This is a genomic window from Streptomyces caniscabiei, from assembly GCF_014930365.1.
Classification (GTDB): Bacteria; Actinomycetota; Actinomycetes; order Streptomycetales; family Streptomycetaceae; genus Streptomyces; species Streptomyces caniscabiei.
The window spans coordinates 233511-255338 of the sequence record NZ_JABXWI010000015.1 but is presented as its reverse complement, the minus strand read 5'-3'; the positions used below and the strand labels follow the sequence as shown (position 1 = coordinate 255338).

Annotated in this window: 17 protein-coding genes; 9 read left to right on the top strand and 8 right to left on the bottom strand. The window is 71.3% G+C overall.

Features of this window, described 5'->3' with window-relative positions; genetic code table 11:
* The first annotated feature begins 130 nt into the window (after positions 1–130).
* A complete protein-coding gene (locus HW837_RS36040; protein WP_045556346.1) occupies positions 131–1132 on the top strand; it encodes a DNA-3-methyladenine glycosylase family protein in 1002 nt (333 codons plus the stop codon).
* A gap of 201 nt (positions 1133–1333) precedes the next feature.
* Here the strand turns inward: HW837_RS36040 and manB are convergent, their stop codons facing one another.
* Together manB and HW837_RS36030 are read right to left on the bottom strand one after the other, a co-directional pair.
* Positions 1334–2416 (bottom strand): mannose-1-phosphate guanylyltransferase, encoded by a 1083-nt coding sequence (gene manB, locus HW837_RS36035; RefSeq protein WP_045556345.1) that lies wholly within the window; start codon positions 2414–2416, stop codon positions 1334–1336.
* A 196-nt stretch (positions 2417–2612) separates the two neighbouring features.
* The gene (locus HW837_RS36030) at positions 2613–4070 is read right to left on the bottom strand and encodes an N-acetylmuramoyl-L-alanine amidase (RefSeq protein ID WP_193380408.1); all 1458 of its coding nucleotides are present in this window, start codon (positions 4068–4070) and stop codon (positions 2613–2615) included.
* Between the two features lie 120 nt (positions 4071–4190).
* Between HW837_RS36030 and HW837_RS36025 the strand changes: the two genes are divergently transcribed.
* The 4 genes from HW837_RS36025 to HW837_RS36010 all read left to right on the top strand — a co-directional run bounded on the left by HW837_RS36025 (position 4191) and on the right by HW837_RS36010 (position 10415).
* The gene (locus HW837_RS36025; RefSeq protein WP_045556343.1) at positions 4191–4946 is read left to right on the top strand and encodes a TIGR03089 family protein; all 756 of its coding nucleotides are present in this window, start codon (positions 4191–4193) and stop codon (positions 4944–4946) included.
* A 284-nt stretch (positions 4947–5230) separates the two neighbouring features.
* Positions 5231–6427: an LCP family protein gene (locus tag HW837_RS36020; protein ID WP_045556342.1), complete on the top strand. Its 1197-nt coding sequence runs from the start codon at positions 5231–5233 to the stop codon at positions 6425–6427.
* 243 nt (positions 6428–6670) lie between these two features.
* Complete coding sequence (locus HW837_RS36015) at positions 6671–8422, top strand: LCP family protein (RefSeq protein WP_093791835.1); 1752 nt, start codon at positions 6671–6673, stop codon at positions 8420–8422.
* A 292-nt stretch (positions 8423–8714) separates the two neighbouring features.
* Positions 8715–10415, top strand: coding sequence for an LCP family protein (locus HW837_RS36010; protein WP_093791833.1), 1701 nt, complete (start codon positions 8715–8717; stop codon positions 10413–10415).
* Between the two features lie 80 nt (positions 10416–10495).
* On the opposite strand, the gene HW837_RS36005 is transcribed toward HW837_RS36010, so the two are convergent.
* Positions 10496–11524: a glycosyltransferase family 2 protein gene (locus HW837_RS36005; protein WP_093791831.1), complete on the bottom strand. Its 1029-nt coding sequence runs from the start codon at positions 11522–11524 to the stop codon at positions 10496–10498.
* Between the two features lie 142 nt (positions 11525–11666).
* On the opposite strand from HW837_RS36005, the gene HW837_RS36000 reads away from it, so the two are divergent.
* Both HW837_RS36000 and HW837_RS35995 read left to right on the top strand, forming a co-directional pair.
* Positions 11667–13109 (top strand): LCP family protein, encoded by a 1443-nt coding sequence (locus tag HW837_RS36000; RefSeq protein ID WP_435002744.1) that lies wholly within the window; start codon positions 11667–11669, stop codon positions 13107–13109.
* 186 nt (positions 13110–13295) lie between these two features.
* The gene (locus HW837_RS35995; RefSeq protein ID WP_045556337.1) at positions 13296–14567 is read left to right on the top strand and encodes an LCP family protein; all 1272 of its coding nucleotides are present in this window, start codon (positions 13296–13298) and stop codon (positions 14565–14567) included.
* Positions 14568–14668: 101 nt separating this feature from the next.
* Here HW837_RS35995 and HW837_RS35990 read toward each other — a convergent pair whose 3' ends face one another.
* Complete coding sequence (locus HW837_RS35990; protein WP_045556336.1) at positions 14669–15034, bottom strand: four-helix bundle copper-binding protein; 366 nt, start codon at positions 15032–15034, stop codon at positions 14669–14671.
* Between the two features lie 179 nt (positions 15035–15213).
* Positions 15214–16371, bottom strand: coding sequence for an acyl-CoA dehydrogenase (locus tag HW837_RS35985; protein ID WP_045556335.1), 1158 nt, complete (start codon positions 16369–16371; stop codon positions 15214–15216).
* Between the two features lie 218 nt (positions 16372–16589).
* Between HW837_RS35985 and HW837_RS35980 the strand changes: the two genes are divergently transcribed.
* Complete coding sequence (locus HW837_RS35980; RefSeq protein ID WP_193380297.1) at positions 16590–17933, top strand: UDP-glucose dehydrogenase family protein; 1344 nt, start codon at positions 16590–16592, stop codon at positions 17931–17933.
* 130 nt (positions 17934–18063) lie between these two features.
* Here the strand turns inward: HW837_RS35980 and HW837_RS35975 are convergent, their stop codons facing one another.
* Positions 18064–18570, bottom strand: a complete 507-nt coding sequence (locus HW837_RS35975) for a CGNR zinc finger domain-containing protein (protein ID WP_093791827.1) — start codon at positions 18568–18570, stop codon at positions 18064–18066.
* Between the two features lie 108 nt (positions 18571–18678).
* Here HW837_RS35975 and HW837_RS35970 point away from each other — a divergent pair, with 108 nt between their 5' ends.
* A complete protein-coding gene (locus HW837_RS35970; protein ID WP_045556332.1) occupies positions 18679–19041 on the top strand; it encodes a VOC family protein in 363 nt (120 codons plus the stop codon).
* Positions 19042–19160: 119 nt separating this feature from the next.
* Here HW837_RS35970 and HW837_RS35965 read toward each other — a convergent pair whose 3' ends face one another.
* Both HW837_RS35965 and HW837_RS35960 read right to left on the bottom strand, forming a co-directional pair.
* A complete protein-coding gene (locus HW837_RS35965) occupies positions 19161–20486 on the bottom strand; it encodes a dipeptidase (protein WP_234442456.1) in 1326 nt (441 codons plus the stop codon).
* Positions 20487–20638: 152 nt separating this feature from the next.
* A complete protein-coding gene (locus HW837_RS35960) occupies positions 20639–21826 on the bottom strand; it encodes a dipeptidase (RefSeq protein WP_193380298.1) in 1188 nt (395 codons plus the stop codon).
* Between the last annotated feature and the right edge of the window lie 2 nt (positions 21827–21828).

Here is a 21828-nt window from a genome sequence, read left to right as displayed (position 1 = left end):
GTGGGCGGGTGCGGGTGAGTGGGGGTTCTCGCAGTTCCCCGCGCCCCTGGGGCGTCACCGCTGCGCGGTTCCCCCGGCCCTGAAAGGCCCCTACGCTCATAGGGTGCCCCTCACCACCTAGGACCTCTTCGTGGCCGGACGGTTTCCTCAGCGGCCCACTCGTACGACCGTGCGGGGTGGGCATGTCGCCGTGCCCGGTGGGGTGCCCCGGCAGGGGGCGGTGGCCGGGCGGCGGCGGAGCTGGGTGCCCGAGGGGGCGCTCGATCTGGGGCTCGTGCTGGGGCCGCTGCGGCGGGGGCCCGGCGATCCGACCTTCCGCGCCACACCGGACGGGTCCGTGTGGCGGGCCAGTCGTACACCGGTCGGCGCCGGGACGCTGCGGGTCGCTCTGCGGGGCGGGGTCGTCGAGGCGGAGGCCTGGGGGCCGGGGGCCGAGTGGCTGCTCGACCAGGTGCCCACGATGCTCGGCGCGTCGGACGAGCCCGAGGCCTTCGCGCCCCGGCATCGGATCGTGGCGATGGCCTGGCGGCGGCGCCCGGGGCTGCGGCTGACGCGGACCGGGCTGGTGCTGGAGTCGTTGATCCCGTCGGTGCTGGAGCAGAAGGTCACGGCGGACGAGGCCTATCGGGCCTGGCGGCTGCTCGTACGGCAGTTCGGGGAGCCCGCGCCGGGGCCCGCGCCGGGGCGGATGTGTGTGATGCCCGGGGCTCGGGACTGGGCCCTGATCCCGTCCTGGGAGTGGCATCGGGCCGGGGTCGACGACAAGCGGGCGTCCACGATCCTGCGGGCGGTGCGGGTGGCGGGGCGGCTGGAGGAAGCCGTGGGGATGGCGCCGGTGGAGGCGCGGGCGCGGTTGGAGCTGGTGCCGGGGATCGGGCCGTGGACCTCGGCGGAGACCGTGCAGCGCAGTCATGGGGCGGCGGACGAGGTGACCGTGGGGGATCTGCATCTGCCGGGGATCGTGGGGTTCGCGTTGGCGGGTGACCGGGATGCGGACGACTCGGTGATGTTGTCGTTGTTGGAGCCGTATGTGGGGCAGCGGCATCGGGCTGCTCGGTTGATTCTGTTGTCGGGGCGGGTGCCGGCGCGTCGGGCGCCGCGGATGCCTCGGGGGGATATCGGGCGGTTGTAGCGCCCCCGGCCGCGGAGGGCTGCGCCGCTTGAACCGTCGGCCGTCCGTCCGGTGGGGGCTGGTCGCGCAGTTCCCCGCGCCCCTGAAAGGCCTGCGGCCATTTCGGGCCGAAAAGCACGGGGCGCAGCCCCTGCTTTTCAGGGGCGCGGGGAACTGCGCGAGAAGCCCCACCGGGCCCGCACCCGACAACGCACCCCGCCGTTACTGGTCCGACGAGAAGCGGAGCGCACCCGTGGGGATTTCCGCGTCGCACCAGACGCGGACGCCCGTGCGGAGTTCGTTGTCGGCGCCGATGATCGCGCCGTCGCCGACGACCGTGCCGGTGAGGACCGAGCGTTGGCCGATGCGGGCGCGGGCGCCGATGAGGGAGTCGGTGATGACCGCGCCGGGTTCGACGACCGCGCCGGCCAGGACGGTGCTGCCGAAGACCCGGGCGCCCTCGCCGACGAACGCGCCCTCGCCCACCACCGTCCCGCCGGTCAGCTTGGCGTCGCCCGCGACCCGGGCGGTGGGGAGGATCAGACGGTCGCCGCAGCGGCCCGGGACGGCGGGGGACGGGGCCCGGCCCAGGACCAGGTCGGCGGAGCCCCGGACGAAGGCCGCGGGGGTGCCGAGGTCCAGCCAGTAGGTGGAATCGACCATGCCCTGGAGGTGCGCGCCTGCGGCGAGGAGGTCCGGGAACGTCTCGCGTTCCACCGAGACCGGGCGGCCCGACGGGATCGTGTCGATGACCGAGCGGCGGAAGACGTACGCCCCCGCGTTGATCTGGTCGGTGACGATCTCCTCGGGGGTCTGTGGCTTCTCCAGGAAGGCGAGGACGCGGCCCGTGCCGTCGGTGGGGACCAGGCCGTAGGCGCGGGGGTCGGTCACCTGGGTCAGGTGGAGGGAGACGTCCGCGCCGGTCGTCTCGTGGGTGGCGACCAGCCGGCGGATGTCCAGGCCCGTCAGGATGTCGCCGTTGAAGACGAGGACGGGGTCCTCGGGGCCGGAGTGGAGGTGCGAGGCGGCGTTGCGGATCGCGCCGCCCGTGCCCAGCGGTTCCTCCTCCGTGACGTACTCGAGGTGGAGGCCGAGGGCGGAGCCGTCGCCGAAGTGGGGTTCGAAGACCTCCGCCAGGTAGGAGGTGGCGAGGACTATGTGGTCCACACCCGCCGCTCTGGCTCTGGCCAACTGGTGGGTGAGGAAAGGGACTCCGGCCGCCGGGACCATGGGCTTCGGAGTGTGCACCGTGAGCGGACGCAGCCGAGTGCCTCTGCCGCCGACCAGGAGGATCGCTTCTGTCACCTGTCGTCTCTGCTTCCTGCCGGGACCGGCCGAACTGTCATTCGACCGGCCAGTGTATGCAGACCGTTCCATGGCGCCTTCGCGGCCGTGCGCATAGCCGTTGACGTGCCCTGGGGCACGTCAACGGCGGTGTCCGTCGAGGGCGCGGCGGGCGCGCCCCCGGCCTGTGCTGTGTACGTGTGTGACCCCCGCCCGGTCACCGGCCCTGCAAGCGGGCGGCCTCCGAGCGTGCCGTACCGAGCTTTCCGTAAAGGCGCCCCCCCGGGCACGCGGTCGCGAACCCGTCGCGGTGACCGGAGATCACGTTCAGTCGCACCTTCTTGCCCTTCGGGTAGAGATTGCCGCCACCCGAGGTGAGGTATGTCTTGCCCTTCGGGTTCGCTCCGTAAAGACCCAGTTTCCAGGCGGTCAGTTGCGCGATCGCCTTGACGGAAACGGCGGGCGGCTTGGTCGCGCCGAAGCTGCCGATGACCGCGATGCCCATGCTGTTCGTGTTGAACCCGAGGGTGTGGGCCCCCATGACGGCCTTCGCGACGCCACCCGCACGGCCCTCGTAGATGTTTCCGCACTTGTCGACGAGGAAGTTGTAGCCGATGTCGCGCCAGCCGCTGCTCACGACGTGGTAGCGGTAGATACTGCGGATGACCGAAGGGGCCTGCGCGCACTTGTAGTTGTTGCCCGACGCGGTGTGGTGCACGAAGGCCGCGCTGACCCGCTTGGTGTAGCGGAAGTCGCGCTCGCGCAGCTTCTCGTCGGCGCCCCAGCCGGCCCGCGTGACGATACGGGGACGCGGGCCGATGTACGGCTTCGCCCCGGGCACCGCGGTCGCCAGCCGCTCCACCGTCTCCTTGCGCGACAGCGCCGGGATCGTGGTGGAGCCGAGCGGCGCGAGGTCGGCGTTGACGGCGGAGGCGGCGGCCGACTCGACGGTCAGCGCGCCCAGCCTCGGGGCGTCCACGGTGCCGACGGGCGGGGGTTCCGTGGTGTGCGCGGCTTCCGTGACGGTCTCCGGTCCCGCCGCCGCGTCGGGGGCGCCGACGCCGGGGTCGACCAGCTCCAGACGCAGGCCCTCCGGGAGCAGCTGGACGCCCGGGGCGGCCGTACGGCCCCGGGTCTCGGCGCGCACCCGCACCTCGACGCCGTCCGAGTCGCCGACCCAGAGCGGGGCGGTGGAGCCGCGCACCCGGCCCGAGGAGCGTTCGGGGGTGTCCGGGTCGGCGGCGTGCTCGTGGTTGTGTGTCTCGACGTCCTGCCAGCCCGACCAGCGAGCGGTGTCCGTCGCGCGGGCACGGACCTGGACGCGGCCCTCCAGCTCGGCGTCCGGGTTGTCCCAGACCACGCCGACCAGGGAGAACGAGCGGACGTCCCGCTTGCCGAGGCCCTGTTCGGGAGCGGCCTGGCCGAGGTTCCGGTCCGTTCCGAGGGGGGCGAGGGGGATCGACTGGGTGCTGCCGGACGCGGTGGCCGGTGCGAGCGGACGGGTGGGGGTCGAGGGCCGCGCCAGGGCCCGGGCCACCGTGGAGGACGAGTCCGTCGGGGTCACCGCGGAGGCCGTCGCCGGGAGGGCCGCCGGGAGGGCGAGTGCCGCGGCGCAGGTGACGCCGATCGAGGACGCGAGGAATCGTGATCTACGCATGCGTCCGATCCTGGACATAGTCATACATATCTGTCCATCGCGGAATTGACGGGTCGTCGGCTCCGCTCCGCCGAACCGGTTAGCTTTCCGCTCCGCCCGGGCCCGCGGGCGCCGTGGTGCCCGCGTACGCTTACGCGGATGAACGCCACCGACCGCACCCCTGCCGACCTGCTGCGATCCGCGCTGGCCGCGGACCCCGCGCGCCCGCTGGTGACCTTCTACGACGACGCCACGGGCGAGCGGGTCGAATTGTCCGTGGCCACCTTCGCCAATTGGGTGGCCAAGACCGCGAACCTCCTCCAGGGCGAGCTGTCGGCGGAGCCGGGCGACCGGGTCGCCCTGCTGCTGCCGGCGCACTGGCAGACGGCGGTGTGGCTGCTGGCGTGTTCGTCGGTGGGGGTGGTCGCCGAGGTCGGCGGGGACCCCGGGGCGGCCGACCTCGTGGTGAGCGGCCCGGACACGCTGGACGCGGCCCGGGCGTGCTCCGGCGAACGCGTCGCGCTCGCGCTGCGGCCGCTCGGCGGGCGGTTCCCGCAGGCTCCCGCGGGGTTCGCCGACTACGCCGTCGAGGTGCCCTCGCAGGGGGACCGGTTCGTGGCGTACGCGCCGGTGGATCCCGAGGAGGCGGCGCTGGTCGTGGCCGGGCGGGAGTTCAGCGGGGCCGAGGTCGTGGAGCGGGCCCGGGCCGACGCCGCCGGGCTGGGGCTGACGGGGCCGGGGTCACGGCTGCTGTCGGGGCTGGGGTACGACACGTGGGAGGGGCTGGCCGCGGGGCTGTACGGGCCGCTCGCCAGTGGGGGGTCGGTGGTGCTGTGCCGGCATCTGGAGCAGGTGGGTGAGGACGCGCTCGCCAAGCGGATCGAGAGTGAACGGGTCACTTCGGTCTCCCGGTGACGTGTCCTCGGTGACGTGTCCTCGGTGACGTGTCCTCGGTGACGTGTTCTCGGTGACCTGTGCGCGATGGCGCCGTGGGGGTGAGGTCGGTGGGCGGCTGCGGGTGCGTTGTGGTTGTTCGCGCAGTTCCCCGCGCCCCTGAAGGGCGCGGCTGCCCCCGCCCATCAGCCGCAGGGCGCCGCCCCGTCCCCCATTCGGCCTAGCCCCGGCCGCCTCTCCGGCCCCTCTCGCGCCATCGTCGTAGGAGCAACGACTCGCTCGTACGCCGTGAGGGGTGGCCGGACATGGACGACGTCGGAGGGCAGGCGCGTGGGCTGGGGCCCGGTGCGGGCGGTTCGCCCACCGGACTCGGGCCCCGGCGTCGGCGTCGACGGCGGTGGGTGCGGTGGGTGGGCGGCGGCGCCGTCCTGATGGTCGTCGGGGCCCTGGGGGTGGGCTGGGCGGCGTACCAGAAGCTGGACGGGAACATCACCTCGGACCGGTCGGCGGCGGACGAGCTGGCGCGGTACGAGAAGGAGCGGCCCACGGCGCTGGTGCGGGGCGCGCAGAACATCCTCGTCATCGGGTCGGACTCGCGGTCGGGGGACGAGAACGGCGAGTACGGGCGCGATTCGGGCACCGAGCGCTCCGACACCACGATCCTGCTGCATCTCGCGGCGGACCGGCGGAGCGCGACCGCGGTGTCGCTGCCCCGGGATCTGATGGTGGACGTGCCGAGTTGCCGGCGGCCGGACGGCAGTCGCACCGAACCGGTGTTCACCATGTTCAACTACGCGTTCCAGAGCGGCGGTTCGGCCTGCACGATCCGGACGGTCGAGCGAATGACCGATATCCGTGTCGACCATCACATCGTGGTGGACTTCAGCGGCTTCAAGGAGATGGTCGACGCCGTGGACGGCGTCGAGGTGTGCCTCACCGAACCCATTCACGACAAACAGGCCGAACTGCGACTGCCCGCGGGCAGGGTGAAGCTCGACGGGGAACAGGCCCTGGGATATGTGCGCGCCCGCAAGTCGTTGGGTGACGGAAGCGACACCGAACGGATGGACCGGCAGCAGCGCTTCCTCGCGGCGCTTGCGGCGAAGGTGCGCGGCAATGACGTTCTGCTGAATCCCGTGAAGCTCTATCCGGTGCTCGACGCGGCCACCTCGTCACTCACCACGGACCCGGGACTGGCGAGTCTGCGCGGGCTCTACGACCTTGTGCGCGGCCTGCGCACGGTCCCCATGGAAAAGGTGCAATTCCTGACCGTCCCCCGGAAGTCGTATGCGTACGACGCCAATCGTGACGAGCTCGTCGAGCCGGCGGCGCGGAGTCTTTTCGCACGGTTGCGCGCCGACGCACCCGTGGCTGTGGCGCGGGAACTGCCGGAAGGAACGCGGGAAGGGCATTCGGAAGAGCTTTCGGGAAGCCTCTCCGGGACACCGGATCCGGTACCGACTTTCCGGGGCAGTACGGCCGCCGAGGAGGACTGCGGATGACTCCGGCGGGGTTCCGCAGGTAAAGCGCACGTCAACAGCAGGAACAAATGCTCTAGGAAATGGGCGGATTGCCCGGTTGTAGGGACGTGCAATTTGTCACCGCCGTCGCTCGGCGCCTGATCGTGCGGCTAGTGTGAGCGATCCGGTGCGGCAGGCCTTCTCGGCCACGCACCTTGCAGCGAGACCCGAGCGTCTTTTGAGGGGGAAGACGCCGCGTGGCCCCGACGGAGGAATCAGACAACCGTGGACGCGCAAGGCCGTGGGCGGGCGGACGACATCGACCCCGCAGACCAGTGGGTACTCAACCCGAGCACCGGTGAATACGAACTGCGACTGACCCCTTCCGCACCGCAGTCGGCGGTGCCGAGGCCGCGTCGGGCCGCCCCCGCCGCGGCGGGGGCCAGGGCCGCGGGAAGCGGTACGTCCACGCGCTCCGCGTCGGCGGGCACGGACACCCGGGAGATCCCCGACACGCTGCCGGGACCCCGGCGTCGGCGGGGCACGCCCGAGGAGGAGCCGCTGCCCGGCCGCCGCGGCGGCCGGGGCAGGACGAAGCCCAAGAAGTCGACGGGCAAGCGGATACTGGTGTGGACGGGCGGCACGCTGGCCTTCGTGCTGGTCGGGGTGAGCGCCGCCGGCTACCTCTACTACCAGCACCTGAACAACAACATCCAGAAGATCTCGGACGACGGCGCGAGCACCGGCGGCTTCAGCAAGGACCGGGCGATCAACCTGCTGGTGATCGGCACGGACAAGCGGACCGGCGCGGGCAACGGGAGTTACGGCGACAAGGACAGCGTCGGCCACGCCGACACCACGATCCTTTTGCACGTGTCCAAGGACCGCACGAACGCCACCGCGATGAGCATCCCGCGCGACATGATCGTGGACATCCCGGACTGCCTCACCACGCAGGAGGACGGCTCCAAGAAGAACATCCGGGGCACCTCCAACGTCCGGTTCAACACGAGCCTCGGCCAGGACGGCCGGACCCCGAGCTGCACCATGCGGACCGTGGAGGAGCTGACCGGAATCAAGTCGGACCACTTCATGGTGGCCGACTTCAACGCGGTGAAGACGCTCTCCACGGCCATCGGCGGTGTCGAGGTGTGTCTGGAGAAGGACATCAAGGACTCCAAGTCCAAGCTGGACCTCACCGCGGGCAAGCACACCATCGAGGGCGAGGAGGCGCTGGCCTTCCTGCGCACCCGCTACAGCGTGGGCCTCGGCAGCGACCTGAGCCGGATCGAGCTGCAGCAGCAGTTCCTCAGCTCGATGATCCGGCAGATGAAGTCCAAGGACACGCTGACCGACCCGTCGAAGGTGCTGGACCTCGCGGAGGCCGCCACCAGCGCGCTGTCGGTCGACTCGAAGATCTCGGACATCAAGAAGCTGGCCTCGCTCGGCCAGGAGGTCGGCAAGGTGAAGACGAAGAACATCACCTTCACCACCGTGCCGGTCGTCGACAACACCGACGGCGCGACCGTGCTGCCCAAACCGCAGAGCGCCGAGCAGCTCTTCGAGACCATCAGGAACGACATCTCCCTCACCGAGGTGAAGAAGCAGGCCAAGGAGAAGGAGGCCGCGAAGCTCAAGGGCGCGCGCGCCGACGCCTCCGAGGTCCGGGTCAGCGTCTACAACGGCGGTGCCGAGGCCGGCAGCGCACAGGCCACTCTCAGCTGGCTGCAGAACGATGTCGGCGTGACCAAGTCGAGCCAGCTCGGCAACGCCGACAAGACGTTGAAGAAGACGACCCTCGCGTACGACCCGGACCAGGCCGACCAGGCGCGCAAGCTGGCCGACCTCATGGGTCTGTCCGCGTCCGCGCTGAAGCCCGGCAAGGGCAACAGCGAGACCAACTCCCAGGGCCTGCCCTCGATGGTGCTGACCCTGGGCGAGGACTTCGAGGGAGCCGGGGTGCCGCTCAGCGGGGGCTCGGCGGCGGATCTGGACGTCCAGAAGAACACCGCGGACAAGGAAAAGTGCGCCAGTTGATGACCTGACGGGGTCGCGGCGCGTCTAACCCGACGCGAGCAGCGCAAGAACGGTCGAGAGATCCGGTGGTGCACCGGGCGGGCGCGAGGACGCGCCCGCCCGGTGCAGTTCTGAATGTCGTCGAAGATGCCGTGGGGCGGCGTGCGCCGCCGCGGCGAACCGTGTCCGCATGTCATCCGGTCGGAACACATGACGCGTTCAACAGAACATGAGTACATCCCGGTTGGGTTCTCGACAGTCCAACAGGAGGCGGGGACGGCCCCGCCACGGCAGGGTGGGGAGGGGCAGGGAGATGGTACGGAGCGACGTGCGCGGGGACGGGGGGCGACCGCGTGTCGACGAACCCGGCGAGCAGGACGGGGACCTGGATCCGAAGGACGACGCGTCCGGCTCGGACGGCGACGCGGGCGCCAGGGTTCCCGGGCAGGGCGGGCGGGGCGGACGCAAGCGCCGCGACAGCGGCGGTGACGGTGACGACGACGGCGGGCGAGGGCGCGCCAAGGCCCCCGGGAGGCCCCGGCGCAGACGGGTGCTGCGCTGGTCGGCGACGGTCCTGGCGGTGGTGATACTCGGCACCGCCGGTGCCGGTTACCTCTACTACCAGCACCTCAACGGCAACATCAAGAAGGAGAAGCTGAACCTCGGCGACACGAAGATCGCCGAGCCGACGCCCAACGCGGCCGGTCAGACCCCGTTGAACATCCTGCTGATCGGTTCGGACGCCCGGGACACCGCGGAGAACCAGAAACTCGGCGGCGCCCGGGACACCTTCGACGGCCCGCCGCTCGCCGACGTGCAGATGCTGCTGCACCTGTCCGCCGACCGCACCAACATGTCGGTCGTCAGCATGCCCCGCGACACCCTGCTCCCCATCCCCAAGTGCACGGACCCCGACAGCGGCGACGTGTACGACGCGTCCACCCAGGCGATGACCAACGACTCGCTGCGCCGCGGTGGCCCCGGCTGCACGGTCGCCACCTGGCAGGAACTGACCGGCATACACATCGACCACTTCATGATGGTCGACTTCGCCGGTGTGGTGTCGATGGCCGACGCGATCGGCGGTGTGCCGGTGTGCGTGGACGCCAACATCTACTCGCACACCAGCGACGGCAAGGGCTCGGGGCTGAAGCTGGAGAAGGGCACCACCTACATCCAGGGCAAGCAGGCCCTGCAGTGGCTGCGCACCCGGTACGGCTTCGAGGACGGCAGCGACATCGCGCGCGCCAAGGCCCAGCACCAGTACATGAACGCGATGGTCCGCGAGCTGCGCGAGAACGCCACGATCACCAACCCGAACAAGCTGCGCAAGCTCGCCGAGCAGGCCACCGACGCGCTCACCGTCGACGAGGGCCTCGGTGACGTCGCCAAGCTCTACGACCTCAGCACGGAGCTGCGCAAGGTCGAGCCGGCCCGGATCACGATGACGACGATGCCGTACACGTACGCCGGCGCGCGCGTCGTGCCCAAGGAGGGCGACGCGGAGAAGCTGTTCCGCCTGGTGCGCGAGGACATCGCCCTGGACGGCAAGGACAAGAAGAAGACCACCACCGAGGAAGCGGCCTCCGACGACCCGGCGGCGGCGAAGGACGAGATCGGGGTGCTGGTGATCAACGGCACCATGACCTCCACCCTGGAGCCGGTCCCCGGGCGCGCGCTCTCGGTGTCGCAGCTGCTCGTCGAGGACGGCTTCGCCAAGGCCTCGTCGTCCACGACGACCGCGGTCGTCGAGGACAAGACGGTCGTCCGGTACCCGAGCGCCGAGCTGGAGGGTGACGCCCAGGCGGTCGCCAAGGCCCTCGGCATCCCGCTGGGCCAGGTGGAGAAGTCCACGAACGTCAGTGGTGTCACGCTCGTCGTCGGCGCCGACTGGCGCGAGGGGAAGACGTACGAGGCCGAGAAGGAGGACGACACGACTCCGGAGTCGGCGGACGCCCTCAACGGCGCTGACAAGAAGGCCTGCATGGAGGTCAATCCGGCGTTCACCTGGTGAGTGCCCGGAACGTCGAGCGGGGCCCCTCCCGGCTGTGGGAGGGGCCCCGCTCGTACGTGCTCGGTGCTGGTGCTCGGTGCTCAGCTCTCGGCCGGCACCGCCGGGCGGCGGGAGGCGATGACCTTCTTCGCCAGCGACTTAGGGCTGGTGAGGAAGCCGAAGCCCCACGACATGTGCATGGTGGCGAGGGCGACAGGGATCTGGAGGCGGGCCTTGAGCGGCAGCCCCTTGCCCGCCGGGACCGAGCCCGCGACGATCGCCGCGAGATAGCCGCCGGGGACGACGAAGCCCAGCGGGGTCAGCAGGGCGCCCACCAGGGTGCCGGCCACGATCGCGCACACCGCGGTCGGCGGGGCGAGGTAGCGCAGGTTGATGGAGCCCTCGTGGTAGCGGGCGACGACGTGCCGCCAGCGCCCGTAGTCCTTGTACTGCTTGGCGAGCGCCTTCACGCTGGGCCGGGGCCGGTACGACACCCGCAGCTCGGGCGAGAACCAGATGAGGCCGCCCGCCTCACGGATACGGAAGTTCAGCTCCCAGTCCTGGGCGCGGATGAACTCCACGTTGTAGCCGCCCTGCCGCTCCAGCGCCTCGCGCCGGAAGACACCGAGGTAGACCGTCTCCGCCGGGCCCGCCTCGCCGCCCGTGTGGAAGGCGGCATTGCCGACGCCGATCTTCGAGGTCATCGCGGCGGCGACCGCGTGCTCCCAGTCGTTCTCGCCCTCGGCGTGCATGATGCCGCCGACGTTCTGCGCGCCGGTCTCCTCCAGGAGCCGTACGGCGGTGGCGATGTAGTTCGGCGAGAGGATGCCGTGGCCGTCGACCCGGACCACGATCGGGTGGCGTGAGGCCTTGATCGCGGCGTTGAGCGCGGCGGGCGTACGGCCGGTGGGGTTCGGGACGGTGTGCACGCGCGGGTCCTCGGCCACGAGCTGGGCCGCGATCTCGTCCGTACGGTCCGCGGACGGACCGAGGGCGATCACGACCTCCATCTCGCCGGCGTACTCCTGCGCGAGGATCGCTTGGACGGCTCCGCGCAGATGCCGCTCCTCGTCGAGGACGGGCATGATCACGGACACGGCGGGGAGCGGCACGTCGGGCTTGGCGTTCATAGGGGGCTCACGTTACCGCGAACGGGGGACACGAACGCGCGCCGCCCGGTCGCGTGCGCGGGGCGCGGATGCCGGGACCCTACGGTGCTCAAGGTTCTCTGACTCTCCTCTTCCCCTGACCGGTCTCGCGGAGGTGTCCCCCGTGTCCGCACCGCCCCGCCGTCCAGCCCGTCCGCAGCAGCCCCGGCCCCCCGTGCCTCCCCGGCGGCGGAGCTGGGCCATGCGGGCGGTGACCACGCTCTCGGTGGTGGTGCTGGCCGCCGCGGGCATCGGGCACGCGGTGGTGACCCGCCTGGACGGCGAGATCAAGCGGGTCGACGCCTTCAAGGACATGAAGAACCGGCCCGAGGCGGGCCACGGCATGAACGTGCTGCTGGTCGGCACCGACGGCCGCGACCGGATCAGCGAGCGGGAGCGGCGCAAGTACCGGCTGGGGGGTGCCCCCTGCCACTGCACGGACACGATGATGATCGTGCACATCTCGGAGGACCGGGAGCGCGCGAGCGTGGTGAGCCTGCCGCGCGACTCCTACGCCGAGACGCCCGAGCACACCGACCGCGCCACCGGGAAGGTGCTGCGCTCCCACCCGCTCAAGCTGAACGCGGCCTACGCCGAGGGCGGGCCGCAGCTCACCGTGCGGACGGTCGAGCACATGACCAAGGTGAAGATCGACCACTACGTCGAGGTCGATTTCACCAGCTTCATGCGGACCGTCGACGTCCTCGGCGGTGTCGAGATCTGCACCACCCGCCCCCTCAAGGACTCTTACACCGGCCTCGACCTGGACGCGGGCACCCATGAGCTGGACGGCGGCGAGGCCCTGCAGTACGTCCGCTCCCGGCACACCGACGGCTCCTCGGACCTCGGCCGGATGAAGCGCCAGCAACGGTTCATGGCGGCCCTGATGTCGCAGGCCACCTCCTCCGGGGTCCTGCTCAACCCGATGAAGTTCCGCGACATCACCCAGGCCGTCCTCGGTTCCGTCCGCGCCGACAAGGAGTTCGGCACGGGCGAGCTGATCGACCTCGGCCGCGCGCTGCGCAATCTCACACCGGCGTCCTCGGAGTTCACCACCGTGCCCATCGGACGCATGGGATACGCCGTGGAGGGCGTCGGCTCGACGCTGAAGTGGGACGACGCCAAGGCCGCCCGCCTCTTCGAGGCCCTGCGCGACGACCGGCCCCTCGCCCCCTACAAGGCGCGCGGCACGTACGCGCTCGTCGACGTGGCGCCGCAGCAGATCCGTGTCCAGGTCGAGAACGGCACCGCCGTCCCGGGCCTCGGCAGGAAGGTCGACCGGCAGCTGGCCGCCACCGGCTTCCGCACCACCAGGGCCCCGGTCAACGCCCCGCAGCCGAACGCCACCCGCACCCAGGTCTTCTACGACCCCCGCTGGGACCGCTCCGCCCGCTCCCTCGCGGCCGCCCTCCCGGGCTCGGAGCTCCGCCCGGTCCGCGCCCAGGGCCCCACCATGAAGGTGATCGCCGGCACGGACTTCGAACGGGTCCGCAAGGTGCGCGCGGAGAACCCGGAGCAGGACGAGTCGGGCGTGGTGCGGGGCGACCAGGTCTCCTGCGCCCCGTGAGGGGCGCGGGGAACCGCGCGGGCGACCACGAACAACCCGCACTCGCCCCCAAACCGCTCCCCCTTGATCAACAGGCGCCCGGCCCCCTACAAAACCGTGCAATTTGTGTCGGCTTCGCAACAGCCCTGCCTTTGTTTTTCATCGACCCTTGTAAAGGGCACAGCCCGACCCGGCACACTGGGGCGCATGAACGATTGGCCCGAGGGATGGTCCGGCAACAACCGCGGCGGCGACTACGCCCAGCCCGACGGGCCGCGCGTGATGCGCCAGGTCCGGCGCGGCCCGTCGGCACCCCCTCAGGGTGGTGTGCCCCAGCAGCCGTCGTACGGCGACCCGTACGGTGACGGCCACGGCAACAGCGGCCCCGACCAGTACGGCGGCGGCTACCAGAGCGACTACAACACCGGCCAGGTCTACGGCGCCGGCTCGGGCGGCACCGGGGGTCACGGTGGCGGCCGGGGCGAGCGTGGCGCACCGAACTGGGGGCGCCGAATCAAGCTGACCGCGATCACGGTCACCGTCGTACTGCTCGCCACGACGATCGGCACCTACTTCTGGGCCGACTCCAAGCTGAACCGCGAGGTCGACCTCTCCAAGGTCATCGACCGGCCGGGCGAGGGCGAGGGCACCAACTACCTGATCGTCGGCTCGGACAGCCGTGCGGGCCTGTCCGACGAGCAGAAGAAGGAGCTCCACACCGGGTCCGCCGAGGGCAAGCGCACGGACTCGATGATGATCCTGCACACCGGGTCCAACGGCCCGACCCTGATCTCGCTACCCCGCGACTCCAACGTGGAGATCCCGTCGTTCGTGGGTTCCGAGTCCGGCAAGACCTACAAGGGCACCGGACGCCAGGTGAAGCTGAACGCGGCGTACGCGGAGGACGGGCCCGAGCTGCTCGTCCGTACCGTCGAGGCCAACACCGGGCTGCGCATCGACCACTACGTGGAGATCGGTTTCGCGGGCTTCGCGAACATCGTCGACGCGGTCGGCGGGGTGGAGATCGAGATCCCGAAGGGCGGCATGAAGGACACCAAGTCCGGTGCCGACTTCGAGGCGGGCAAGCAGACCCTCAACGGCGAGCAGGCCCTCGCCTTCGTCCGCACCCGCTACGCCCTCGCGGGCAGCGACCTGGACCGGACGAAGAACCAGCAGAAGTTCCTGGCGGCCCTCGCGAGCCAGACGGCGACGCCGAGCACGATCCTGAACCCCTTCAAGCTGTACCCGACGATGGGCGCGGGTCTGGACACCCTGATCGTCGACAAGGACATGAGCCTGTTCGACCTGGCCGACATGTTCTGGGCGATGAAGGGCGTGACGGGCGGTGACGGCAAGTCCATGAACATGCCGATCTCCGGCAACTCCGGCAACGGCAACCTCCAGTGGGACACCGCGAAGGTGAAGCAGCTGGTGGAGCAGCTGAAGAACGACGAGACGGTGACGGTGTCGGGCAACTGACCCGGCTACCGACCCGGCGGACGACGCGACCGAGGGGCACCCCCTGTTCCATGGTGGGGTGCCCCTCGGGCGTTCGGGCGTTCGGGCGTTCGTGTGACGGGTCAGGCGGTCGCGCCCGCCATCGTCCGGCACATCTCGGAACAGCGGCGACACGCCTCGGCACAGCGCATCATCTGCGGGTCGTCCGGCATGGACATACACGCCTCGGCGCACATGTCACAGGCGCGGGCGCACATCGCGCACATCTCGGCGGACAGCGGCGAGCGGCGCATCATCATGTCCGCGCACATACGGGTCATCTCGGCGCAGTCCATCAGGGCGCGCATGATCTGCATCTGGGCCTGGCCGCCGGCCTGCATGCAGGAGCTCATGGTCTCCTCGCACATGCTGTGGCACGTCATGCAGGCGTTGACGCAGTCCTGCATCTCCTTGCTCATCGCGGTCATGTTCCCGGCCTGCTGCGTCATGGCTCCTCCTGGGGTTGGTGGGAGAACGGGGCCCGGGGCCGGACCCTCGCACCCTTCCGTCCTACGCCTCCGCGCCCCCGCCCGCCATCGGGCGGACGGAAACAATCCGCCCCGTTCGTCCCGTACGACAACAGCCCCCGGCGGGTGCCGGGGGCTGTGCACGGACTGCGCCGACGGGGTTACGGCAGGTTGCGCGCCATGACGATGCGCTGGACCTGGTTGGTGCCCTCGTATATCTGCGTGATCTTGGCGTCGCGCATCATGCGCTCCACCGGGTAGTCGCGGGTGTAGCCGTAGCCGCCGAGGAGCTGGACGGCGTCCGTGGTGACCTCCATGGCGACGTCGGAGGCGAAGCACTTGGCGGCGGCGCCCTGGAAGGTGAGGTCCTTGTCGCCGCGCTCGGACTTGGCCGCCGCCTGGTAGGTCAGGGCGCGGGCGGCCTCGATCTTCATGGCCATGTCGGCGAGCATGAACTGGATGCCCTGGAAGTCGGCGATCGGCTTGCCGAACTGCTTGCGCTCCTGGACGTAGCCCTTGGCGTAGTCGAGGGCGCCCTGGGCGACACCGAGGGCCTGGGCCGCGATGGTGATGCGGGTGTGGTCCAGGGTCTTCATCGCCGTGGCGAAGCCGGTGCCCTCCTCGCCGATGATGCGGTCGGCGGGGATGCGGACGTTGTCGAGGTAGACCTCGCGGGTCGGGGAGCCCTTGATGCCGAGCTTCTTCTCCGGGGCGCCGAAGGAGACGCCCTCGTCGGACTTCTCGACGACGAAGGCGGAGATGCCCTTGGAGCGCTTGTCCGGGTCCGTGACGGCCATGACCGTGTAGTAGTCGGAGACGCCCGCGTTGGTGATCCAGCGCTTCACGCCGTTCAGGATCCAGTGGTCGCCGTCGCGGACCGCGCGGGTCTTCATCCCGGCCGCGTCGGAGCCGGCGTCCGGCTCGGAGAGGCAGTACGAGAACATCGCGTCGCCCTTGGCGAGCGGGCCCAGGTACTTCTTCTTCAGCTCCTCGGAGCCGGAGAGGATCACGGGCAGCGAGCCGAGCTTGTTGACGGCCGGGATCAGGGAGGACGACACGCAGGCGCGGGCCACCTCCTCGATCACGATGACCGTGGCGAGGGCGTCGGCGCCGGCGCCGCCGTACTCCTCGGGCACATGCACGGCGTGCAGGTCGTTGGCGACGAGCGCGTCCAGCGCCTCCTGCGGAAAGCGGGCCTCCTCGTCCACGGCGGCGGCGTGGGGCGCGATCTTCGCCTCGGCGAGGGAACGGATCGCGTCACGGAGCATGTCGTGCTCCTCGGACGGGCGGTACAGGTCGAAATCAGCCGATCCGGCCAAGGTCTCTCACGCTCCTGACGCTAACTACCGTTAAGTAACTCAAATTTTAAAGGGCCGCCCACGGCGCTGGGTACGTGAGTTTGACGACAGGCCGCGATTCTCCGGGCAATCTGCCCCGTGAAGGGCTCGAACACGCCCCGACTATGCTCACGAGCACGCGTGCACACGGCATGTGCCCGCGTGCGCAACCCCTCGGCCGGACACCCCAGGAGCACCCCATGGCCCTCAAGATCACCGTGATCGGCACCGGCTATCTCGGCGCCACCCACGCCGCCGCCATGGCCGAGCTGGGATTCGAGGTGCTGGGGCTAGATGTCGTCGAGGAGAAGATCGACATGCTCCGGCGGGGCGAGGTCCCGATGTACGAGCCGGGGCTGGAGGAGCTGCTGCGCAAGCACGTCGCCGGGATCGAGGGGTCGAGCGGGCGGCTGCGCTTCACCACCGACTACGCCGAGGTCGCGGCCTTCGGCGACGTCCACTTCGTCTGTGTGAACACCCCGCAGCGGCACGGCGAGTACGCCTGCGACATGTCCTACGTCGACGCGGCCTTCGCCTCGCTCGCCCCGCATCTGACGGGCCCGGCGCTGGTCGTCGGCAAGTCGACCGTGCCGGTGGGGTCCGCCGACCGGCTGGCCGCCTATCTCAGCGAGCACGCGCCCGCCGGGGAGGACGCCGAGCTGGCCTGGAACCCGGAGTTCCTGCGCGAGGGCTTCGCCGTGAACGACACGCTCCACCCGGACCGGATCGTGGTCGGGGTGCGCAGTGAGCGTGCCGAGAAGCTGCTGCGCGAGGTGTACGCGACGCCGGTCGAGGAGGGCTCCCCGTTCGTCCTCACCGACTTCCCGACCGCCGAGCTGGTGAAGACCTCCGCGAACTCCTTCCTCGCCACCAAGATCTCCTTCATCAACGCCATGGCCGAGATGTGCGAGGCCTCCGGGGGCGATGTCGCCAAGCTCGCCGAGGCCATCGGGCACGACGACCGGATCGGGAAGAAGTTCCTGCGGGCCGGCATCGGCTTCGGCGGCGGCTGTCTGCCGAAGGACATCCGGGCGTTCATGGCCCGCGCCGGTGAACTGGGCGCCGACCAGGCCCTGACGTTCCTGCGCGAGATCGACTCCATCAACATGCGCCAGCGCGGCCAGATGGTGGAGCTGGCCCGGCAGGCGCTGGGCGGCGGTTCCTTCCTGGGCAAGCGGGTCGCCGTGCTCGGCGCCACCTTCAAGCCCGACTCCGACGACGTGCGCGACTCCCCCGCCCTCAACGTGGCCGGGCAGATCCACCTCCAGGGCGGCCAGGTCACCGTCTACGACCCCAAGGGCATGGACAACGCGCGGCGGATCTTCCCGACGCTCGGGTACGCCGACACCGCGCTGGACGCCGTACGCGGCGCCGACATCGTGCTGCATCTGACGGAGTGGCAGGAGTTCCGGGCGCTGGACCCGGAGGCGCTGGGCGAGGTCGCGTCGACCCGGCTCGTGCTGGACGGCCGCAACGCGCTGGACCCTCAGCTGTGGCGCCGTGCGGGCTGGACGTACCGGGCGATGGGGCGGCCGACCGCGTAGGACGCCTCGCGGCATGCCCTGAGGTGCTCACCGCAGTGACAGGTGACGCCGTTCCGGCCGAGGCTCAGTCGGCCGGAACGGCGTCTTTCGCCATTGTCCACCGTTCCGGCGCCCGGCGGGGGCGAAGCGCTTACTTCGCTCGGTAGCGGCGCATCTTCGCACGGGCTCCGCACACCTGCATCGAGCACCAGCGGCGGCGTCCGGCCGGGCTGCGGTCGTAGTACGCCCAGTGGCAGTCACCGGCCTCGCAGGCCTTGAGGCGCTGCCAGGTGTCCGCCGTGAGGGCCTCGGCGACGGCGGCGGCGACGCGGGAGAGGAGCGGGGCCGGGTCTGCGGCGGGGCGCAGACTCGCCGAGCCGTCCTCCGCGGAGACCATGACGACGAGCGGCGCGGCGGCCAGCAGGGTGCCCAGCGGGGTCACCGCGCGGTGCGGGGGGTGACCGGCGTGGGCCAGCAGGGTCGCGCGGAGGGACTCCCGCAGATCGCGTACGGCCGTGAGGTCCTCGTCGGCCGCCAGGCGCAGGCGGGCGCGACTCTCCGGGCTCTCCAGGGTGTCGGCGCCCGTCTCCACGTCCAGCGTGTTCACCAGGTCCTCGACGAGGGCCAGGGCCCCCGGCGCGGACGCTCTCTCGCTCATGCCGGTGAGGTTACTGCTTATGGGGGTGCATAAGGTAACCGTTACTGGTTACTCTCCTCTACAGGTAACCGACGCACACGTGAGCTGAGAACGAGCAAGGAGAAAGCCGTGGCCATCGCCAAGCTGGATGTCGTCGTCCTGGACTGTCCCGACCCGGCCGCGCTCGCCGGGTTCTACGCCGAGGTGCTCGGCGGGAAGGTCAGCGGGGAGGGGGAGTGGGTGGATCTGGAGGTGCCCGGCGGGGGCGCGCGGCTGGCGTTCCAGAGGGCGCCGGGGTATGTCGCTCCCGCGTGGCCCTCGGCGGAGCGGTCGCAGCAGTTCCATCTCGACCTGGACGTGGAGGACATGGACGCGGCGGAGAAGCAGGTGCTCGCGCTGGGGGCGACGGTGCTGGACGCGGCGGACCGGGAGCGGGGATTCCGGGTGTACGCGGATCCCGCAGGGCATCCGTTCTGTCTCTGCCACGGCTGAGGTCGCGGTGGTTCGCGGTAGTTCGCGATAGGGGGAGGGGCGCGGGGTGTGTTCGGCGGCCGCGGGTCGTACGTGGCTGGTCGCGCAGTTCCCCGCGCCCCTGACGGGGCGTGGCCCCGTCAGCCGTCCAGTTCCGCGATCCTCGCCGTCGAGGCCTCCCGGCGGTCGCGTGCCGCCCTGGCCGTGAAGTCGGCGGTGCGCAGGACGCGTTGGACGTTGCCCCAGGTGAGCAGGGCGAGGTCGGCTTCCGACCAGCCCCGGTGCATGAGTTCGGCGACGAGGCGGGGGTAGCACGAGGCGTCGGTGAGGTCCCGGGGATGGGCCTCGCCGGAGTCGTAGGCGCCGGAGAGGCCGACGCACTCGGGGCCGGCGATCGCGCGGACGTGGTCGAGGTGGTCGGCGACGTCGCGGATCGAGGGCCCGGTCTGCTCGGCGGTGAGCGGCACCATGCACAGGCCCCGCGCCTCGCCCAGCGCGGCGAGGAGGTCGTCGGGGAGGTTGGCGGGGTGGGACCGCAGCGCGGCGGCCGCCGAGCGGGTGCACACCACCGGCGCGCGGGAGACCGCGAGCGCCCGGCGGACGGTCTCCCCGGAGGCGCCGGAGAGGTCGGCGAGGACACCGATGCGGTTCATCTCCCGGACCACCTCCTCACCGAACCTGCTCAGCCCGGACTCGCCCGCCCAGGACGCGCCGGCCAGGGTGAGGGCCTTGAGGCCGAGGGCGTGCAGGGAGCGCAGGATGCCGAGGGAGTCGCCGATGGCCGGGGCTCCGGCGGGGCCCAGCAGGACGGCGACGCGACCGCAGTTGCGGGCGTCGGTGGTCTCACCGGCGCTGTGCGTCAGCCGCAGGCCCTCGGGGTGGGCGTCGACGACCGTCCGGACCAGGTCCAGCTGCTCCAGCGTGGCTCCCACGGCCCGCTCGCCCGCGAGGCCGTCCGGGAGGTGCAGCGACCAGAACAGTGCGCCGATGTGGCCCTTGCGCATGCGCGGCACGTCGGTGTCGACGCCGCCCCCGCCCAGCTCCAGGTCGTACCGGGGCAGCTGACGCAACACCCACGGCAGCCCGCTGTATCCGTCGGCGACGGGGTGCGCGACGAGGAAGGCGTCCGCCTCGGCCAGCTCCGAGGAGGGCGAGGCGGGCGAGGCCGCCGAGGAGGGCTCGGGGCCGGCCACCACGACGGCTTCGCCTCCGGGTGCCTCGGGGACGTCCGCTCCGCCGCGGCGGACGTCGGCCGCTGTGCCGGGACGGATGTCGTCGGCCGTGCCGTCGTCGGTCGCGCCGTCGCCGCCGTCGTCGGGGTGGCCGCCGTCGCCGGGGGCTATCGGCTCCGCCGCCGGCGGGCGCCGGTCGCGTTTGCGCCCGAGTCCGGTGCGGGTGGTCGCGGGAGGCGTGTCGAGTTCGCCGGCCTCCCCCGCGGCTTGCAGTTCGTCCTGCAGATCTGCCATGGCGGACCTCCGTAGCCGTTGGGTGATCGCAGTACTCGTCACCGTGGCACGGAGGCCGCCCGCCTTCCTGGTGGGTGGGGCGTTCGGGTTGAACGGCCCTCGCGGGGCCGCCGCTACGCCACCCGGGTGAGGTCACCGGGCGGCGCCCGGGGTCACCCGTCCAACTGCTCCAGCGTCGCGGGGGACGCGCTCGTGCGGGCCTGGAGGTCCCGGGCCACGTCCTCCGCCGCGCCCAGCACCCGGACCGCGTTCCGCCAGGTCAGCTTGGCCAGGTCGGTCCGGGACCAGCCGCGGTCGAGCAGCTCGGCGATCAGGTTCGGGTAGCAGGAGACGTCGCCCAGACCGTCCGGGGTGAAGGCCGTGCCGTCGTAGTCGCCGCCGATGCCGAGGTGGTCGATGCCGGCGACCTCCCGCATGTGGTCGAGATGGTCCGCGACCGTGGCCACCGTGGCGACCGGACGGGGGTTGCGCTCCTCGAAGGCGCGGTGGACCGCCATCCCCTCGGGGGTGGTGTCGAGGTGGTGCAGACCGTGGGCCCGCATGTTCTCGTCGGCGGCGGTCGTCCAGTCGACGGCGGCCTGGAGCACGAACTTCGGCACGAACGTCACCATCGCCACTCCCCCGTTGGCGGGGAGCCGCTCCAGGACGTCGTCCGGGATGTTGCGGGGGTGGTCGCAGACGGCCCGCGACGAGGAGTGGGAGAAGATCACCGGGGCGACCGAGGTGTCCAGCGCGTCGCGCATCGTCGTCGCGGCGACGTGCGAGAGGTCGACGAGCATCCCCTCGCGGTTCATCTCCCGCACGACCGCCCGGCCGAAGGCGGTGAGGCCGCCGGCCGCCGCCTCGTCCGTCGCGGAGTCCGCCCAGGCGATGTTGTCGTTGTGGGTGAGCGTCATGTAGCGGACGCCGAGCGCGTACAGCGTCCGCAGCGTGGCGAGGCTGTTGTCGATGGAGTGGCCGCCCTCGGCGCCCATCAGGGAGGCGATCCGGCCCTCGGCGCGGGCCGCCTCCATCTCGGCGGCGGTCAGCGCGGCCCGCAGCTCCGCCGGGTGACGGTCGATCAACCGCCGTACGCAGTCGATCTGTTCGAGGGTCGCGGTGACGGCGCCCGGCAGGGCCGCCGCGTGCGAGGGGACGTACACCGACCAGAACTGCGCCCCCACCCCGCCCGCGCGCAGCCGCGCGAGATCGGTGTGGAGGAAGGCGCTCTGGTCGTCCGCGATGTCGCGCGCGCCCAGGTCGTAGCGGACCTGCTCACGCAGCGCCCAGGGCAGGTCGTTGTGCCCGTCCGCGACCGGGAACTCCCGCAGCAGTTCCCGCGCCGCCTCCAGCGATGCCATGG

Excerpts from the sequence above, each read along its gene's own strand:
- HW837_RS36020 (WP_045556342.1), top strand. The coding sequence starts at position 5,231 with ATGGACGACGTCGGAGGGCAGGCGCGTGGGCTGGGGCCCGGTGCGGGC.
- HW837_RS36005 (WP_093791831.1), bottom strand. The coding sequence starts at position 11,524 with ATGAACGCCAAGCCCGACGTGCCGCTCCCCGCCGTGTCCGTGATCATG.
- HW837_RS35975 (WP_093791827.1), bottom strand. The coding sequence starts at position 18,570 with ATGAGCGAGAGAGCGTCCGCGCCGGGGGCCCTGGCCCTCGTCGAGGAC.
- HW837_RS35995 (WP_045556337.1), top strand. The coding sequence starts at position 13,296 with ATGAACGATTGGCCCGAGGGATGGTCCGGCAACAACCGCGGCGGCGAC.
- HW837_RS35990 (WP_045556336.1), bottom strand. The coding sequence starts at position 15,034 with ATGACGCAGCAGGCCGGGAACATGACCGCGATGAGCAAGGAGATGCAG.
- HW837_RS36025 (WP_045556343.1), top strand. The coding sequence starts at position 4,191 with ATGAACGCCACCGACCGCACCCCTGCCGACCTGCTGCGATCCGCGCTG.
- HW837_RS35960 (WP_193380298.1), bottom strand. The coding sequence starts at position 21,826 with ATGGCATCGCTGGAGGCGGCGCGGGAACTGCTGCGGGAGTTCCCGGTC.
- HW837_RS35980 (WP_193380297.1), top strand. The coding sequence starts at position 16,590 with ATGGCCCTCAAGATCACCGTGATCGGCACCGGCTATCTCGGCGCCACC.
- HW837_RS35965 (WP_234442456.1), bottom strand. The coding sequence starts at position 20,486 with ATGGCAGATCTGCAGGACGAACTGCAAGCCGCGGGGGAGGCCGGCGAA.
- HW837_RS36030 (WP_193380408.1), bottom strand. The coding sequence starts at position 4,070 with ATGTCCAGGATCGGACGCATGCGTAGATCACGATTCCTCGCGTCCTCG.
- HW837_RS36010 (WP_093791833.1), top strand. The coding sequence starts at position 8,715 with ATGGTACGGAGCGACGTGCGCGGGGACGGGGGGCGACCGCGTGTCGAC.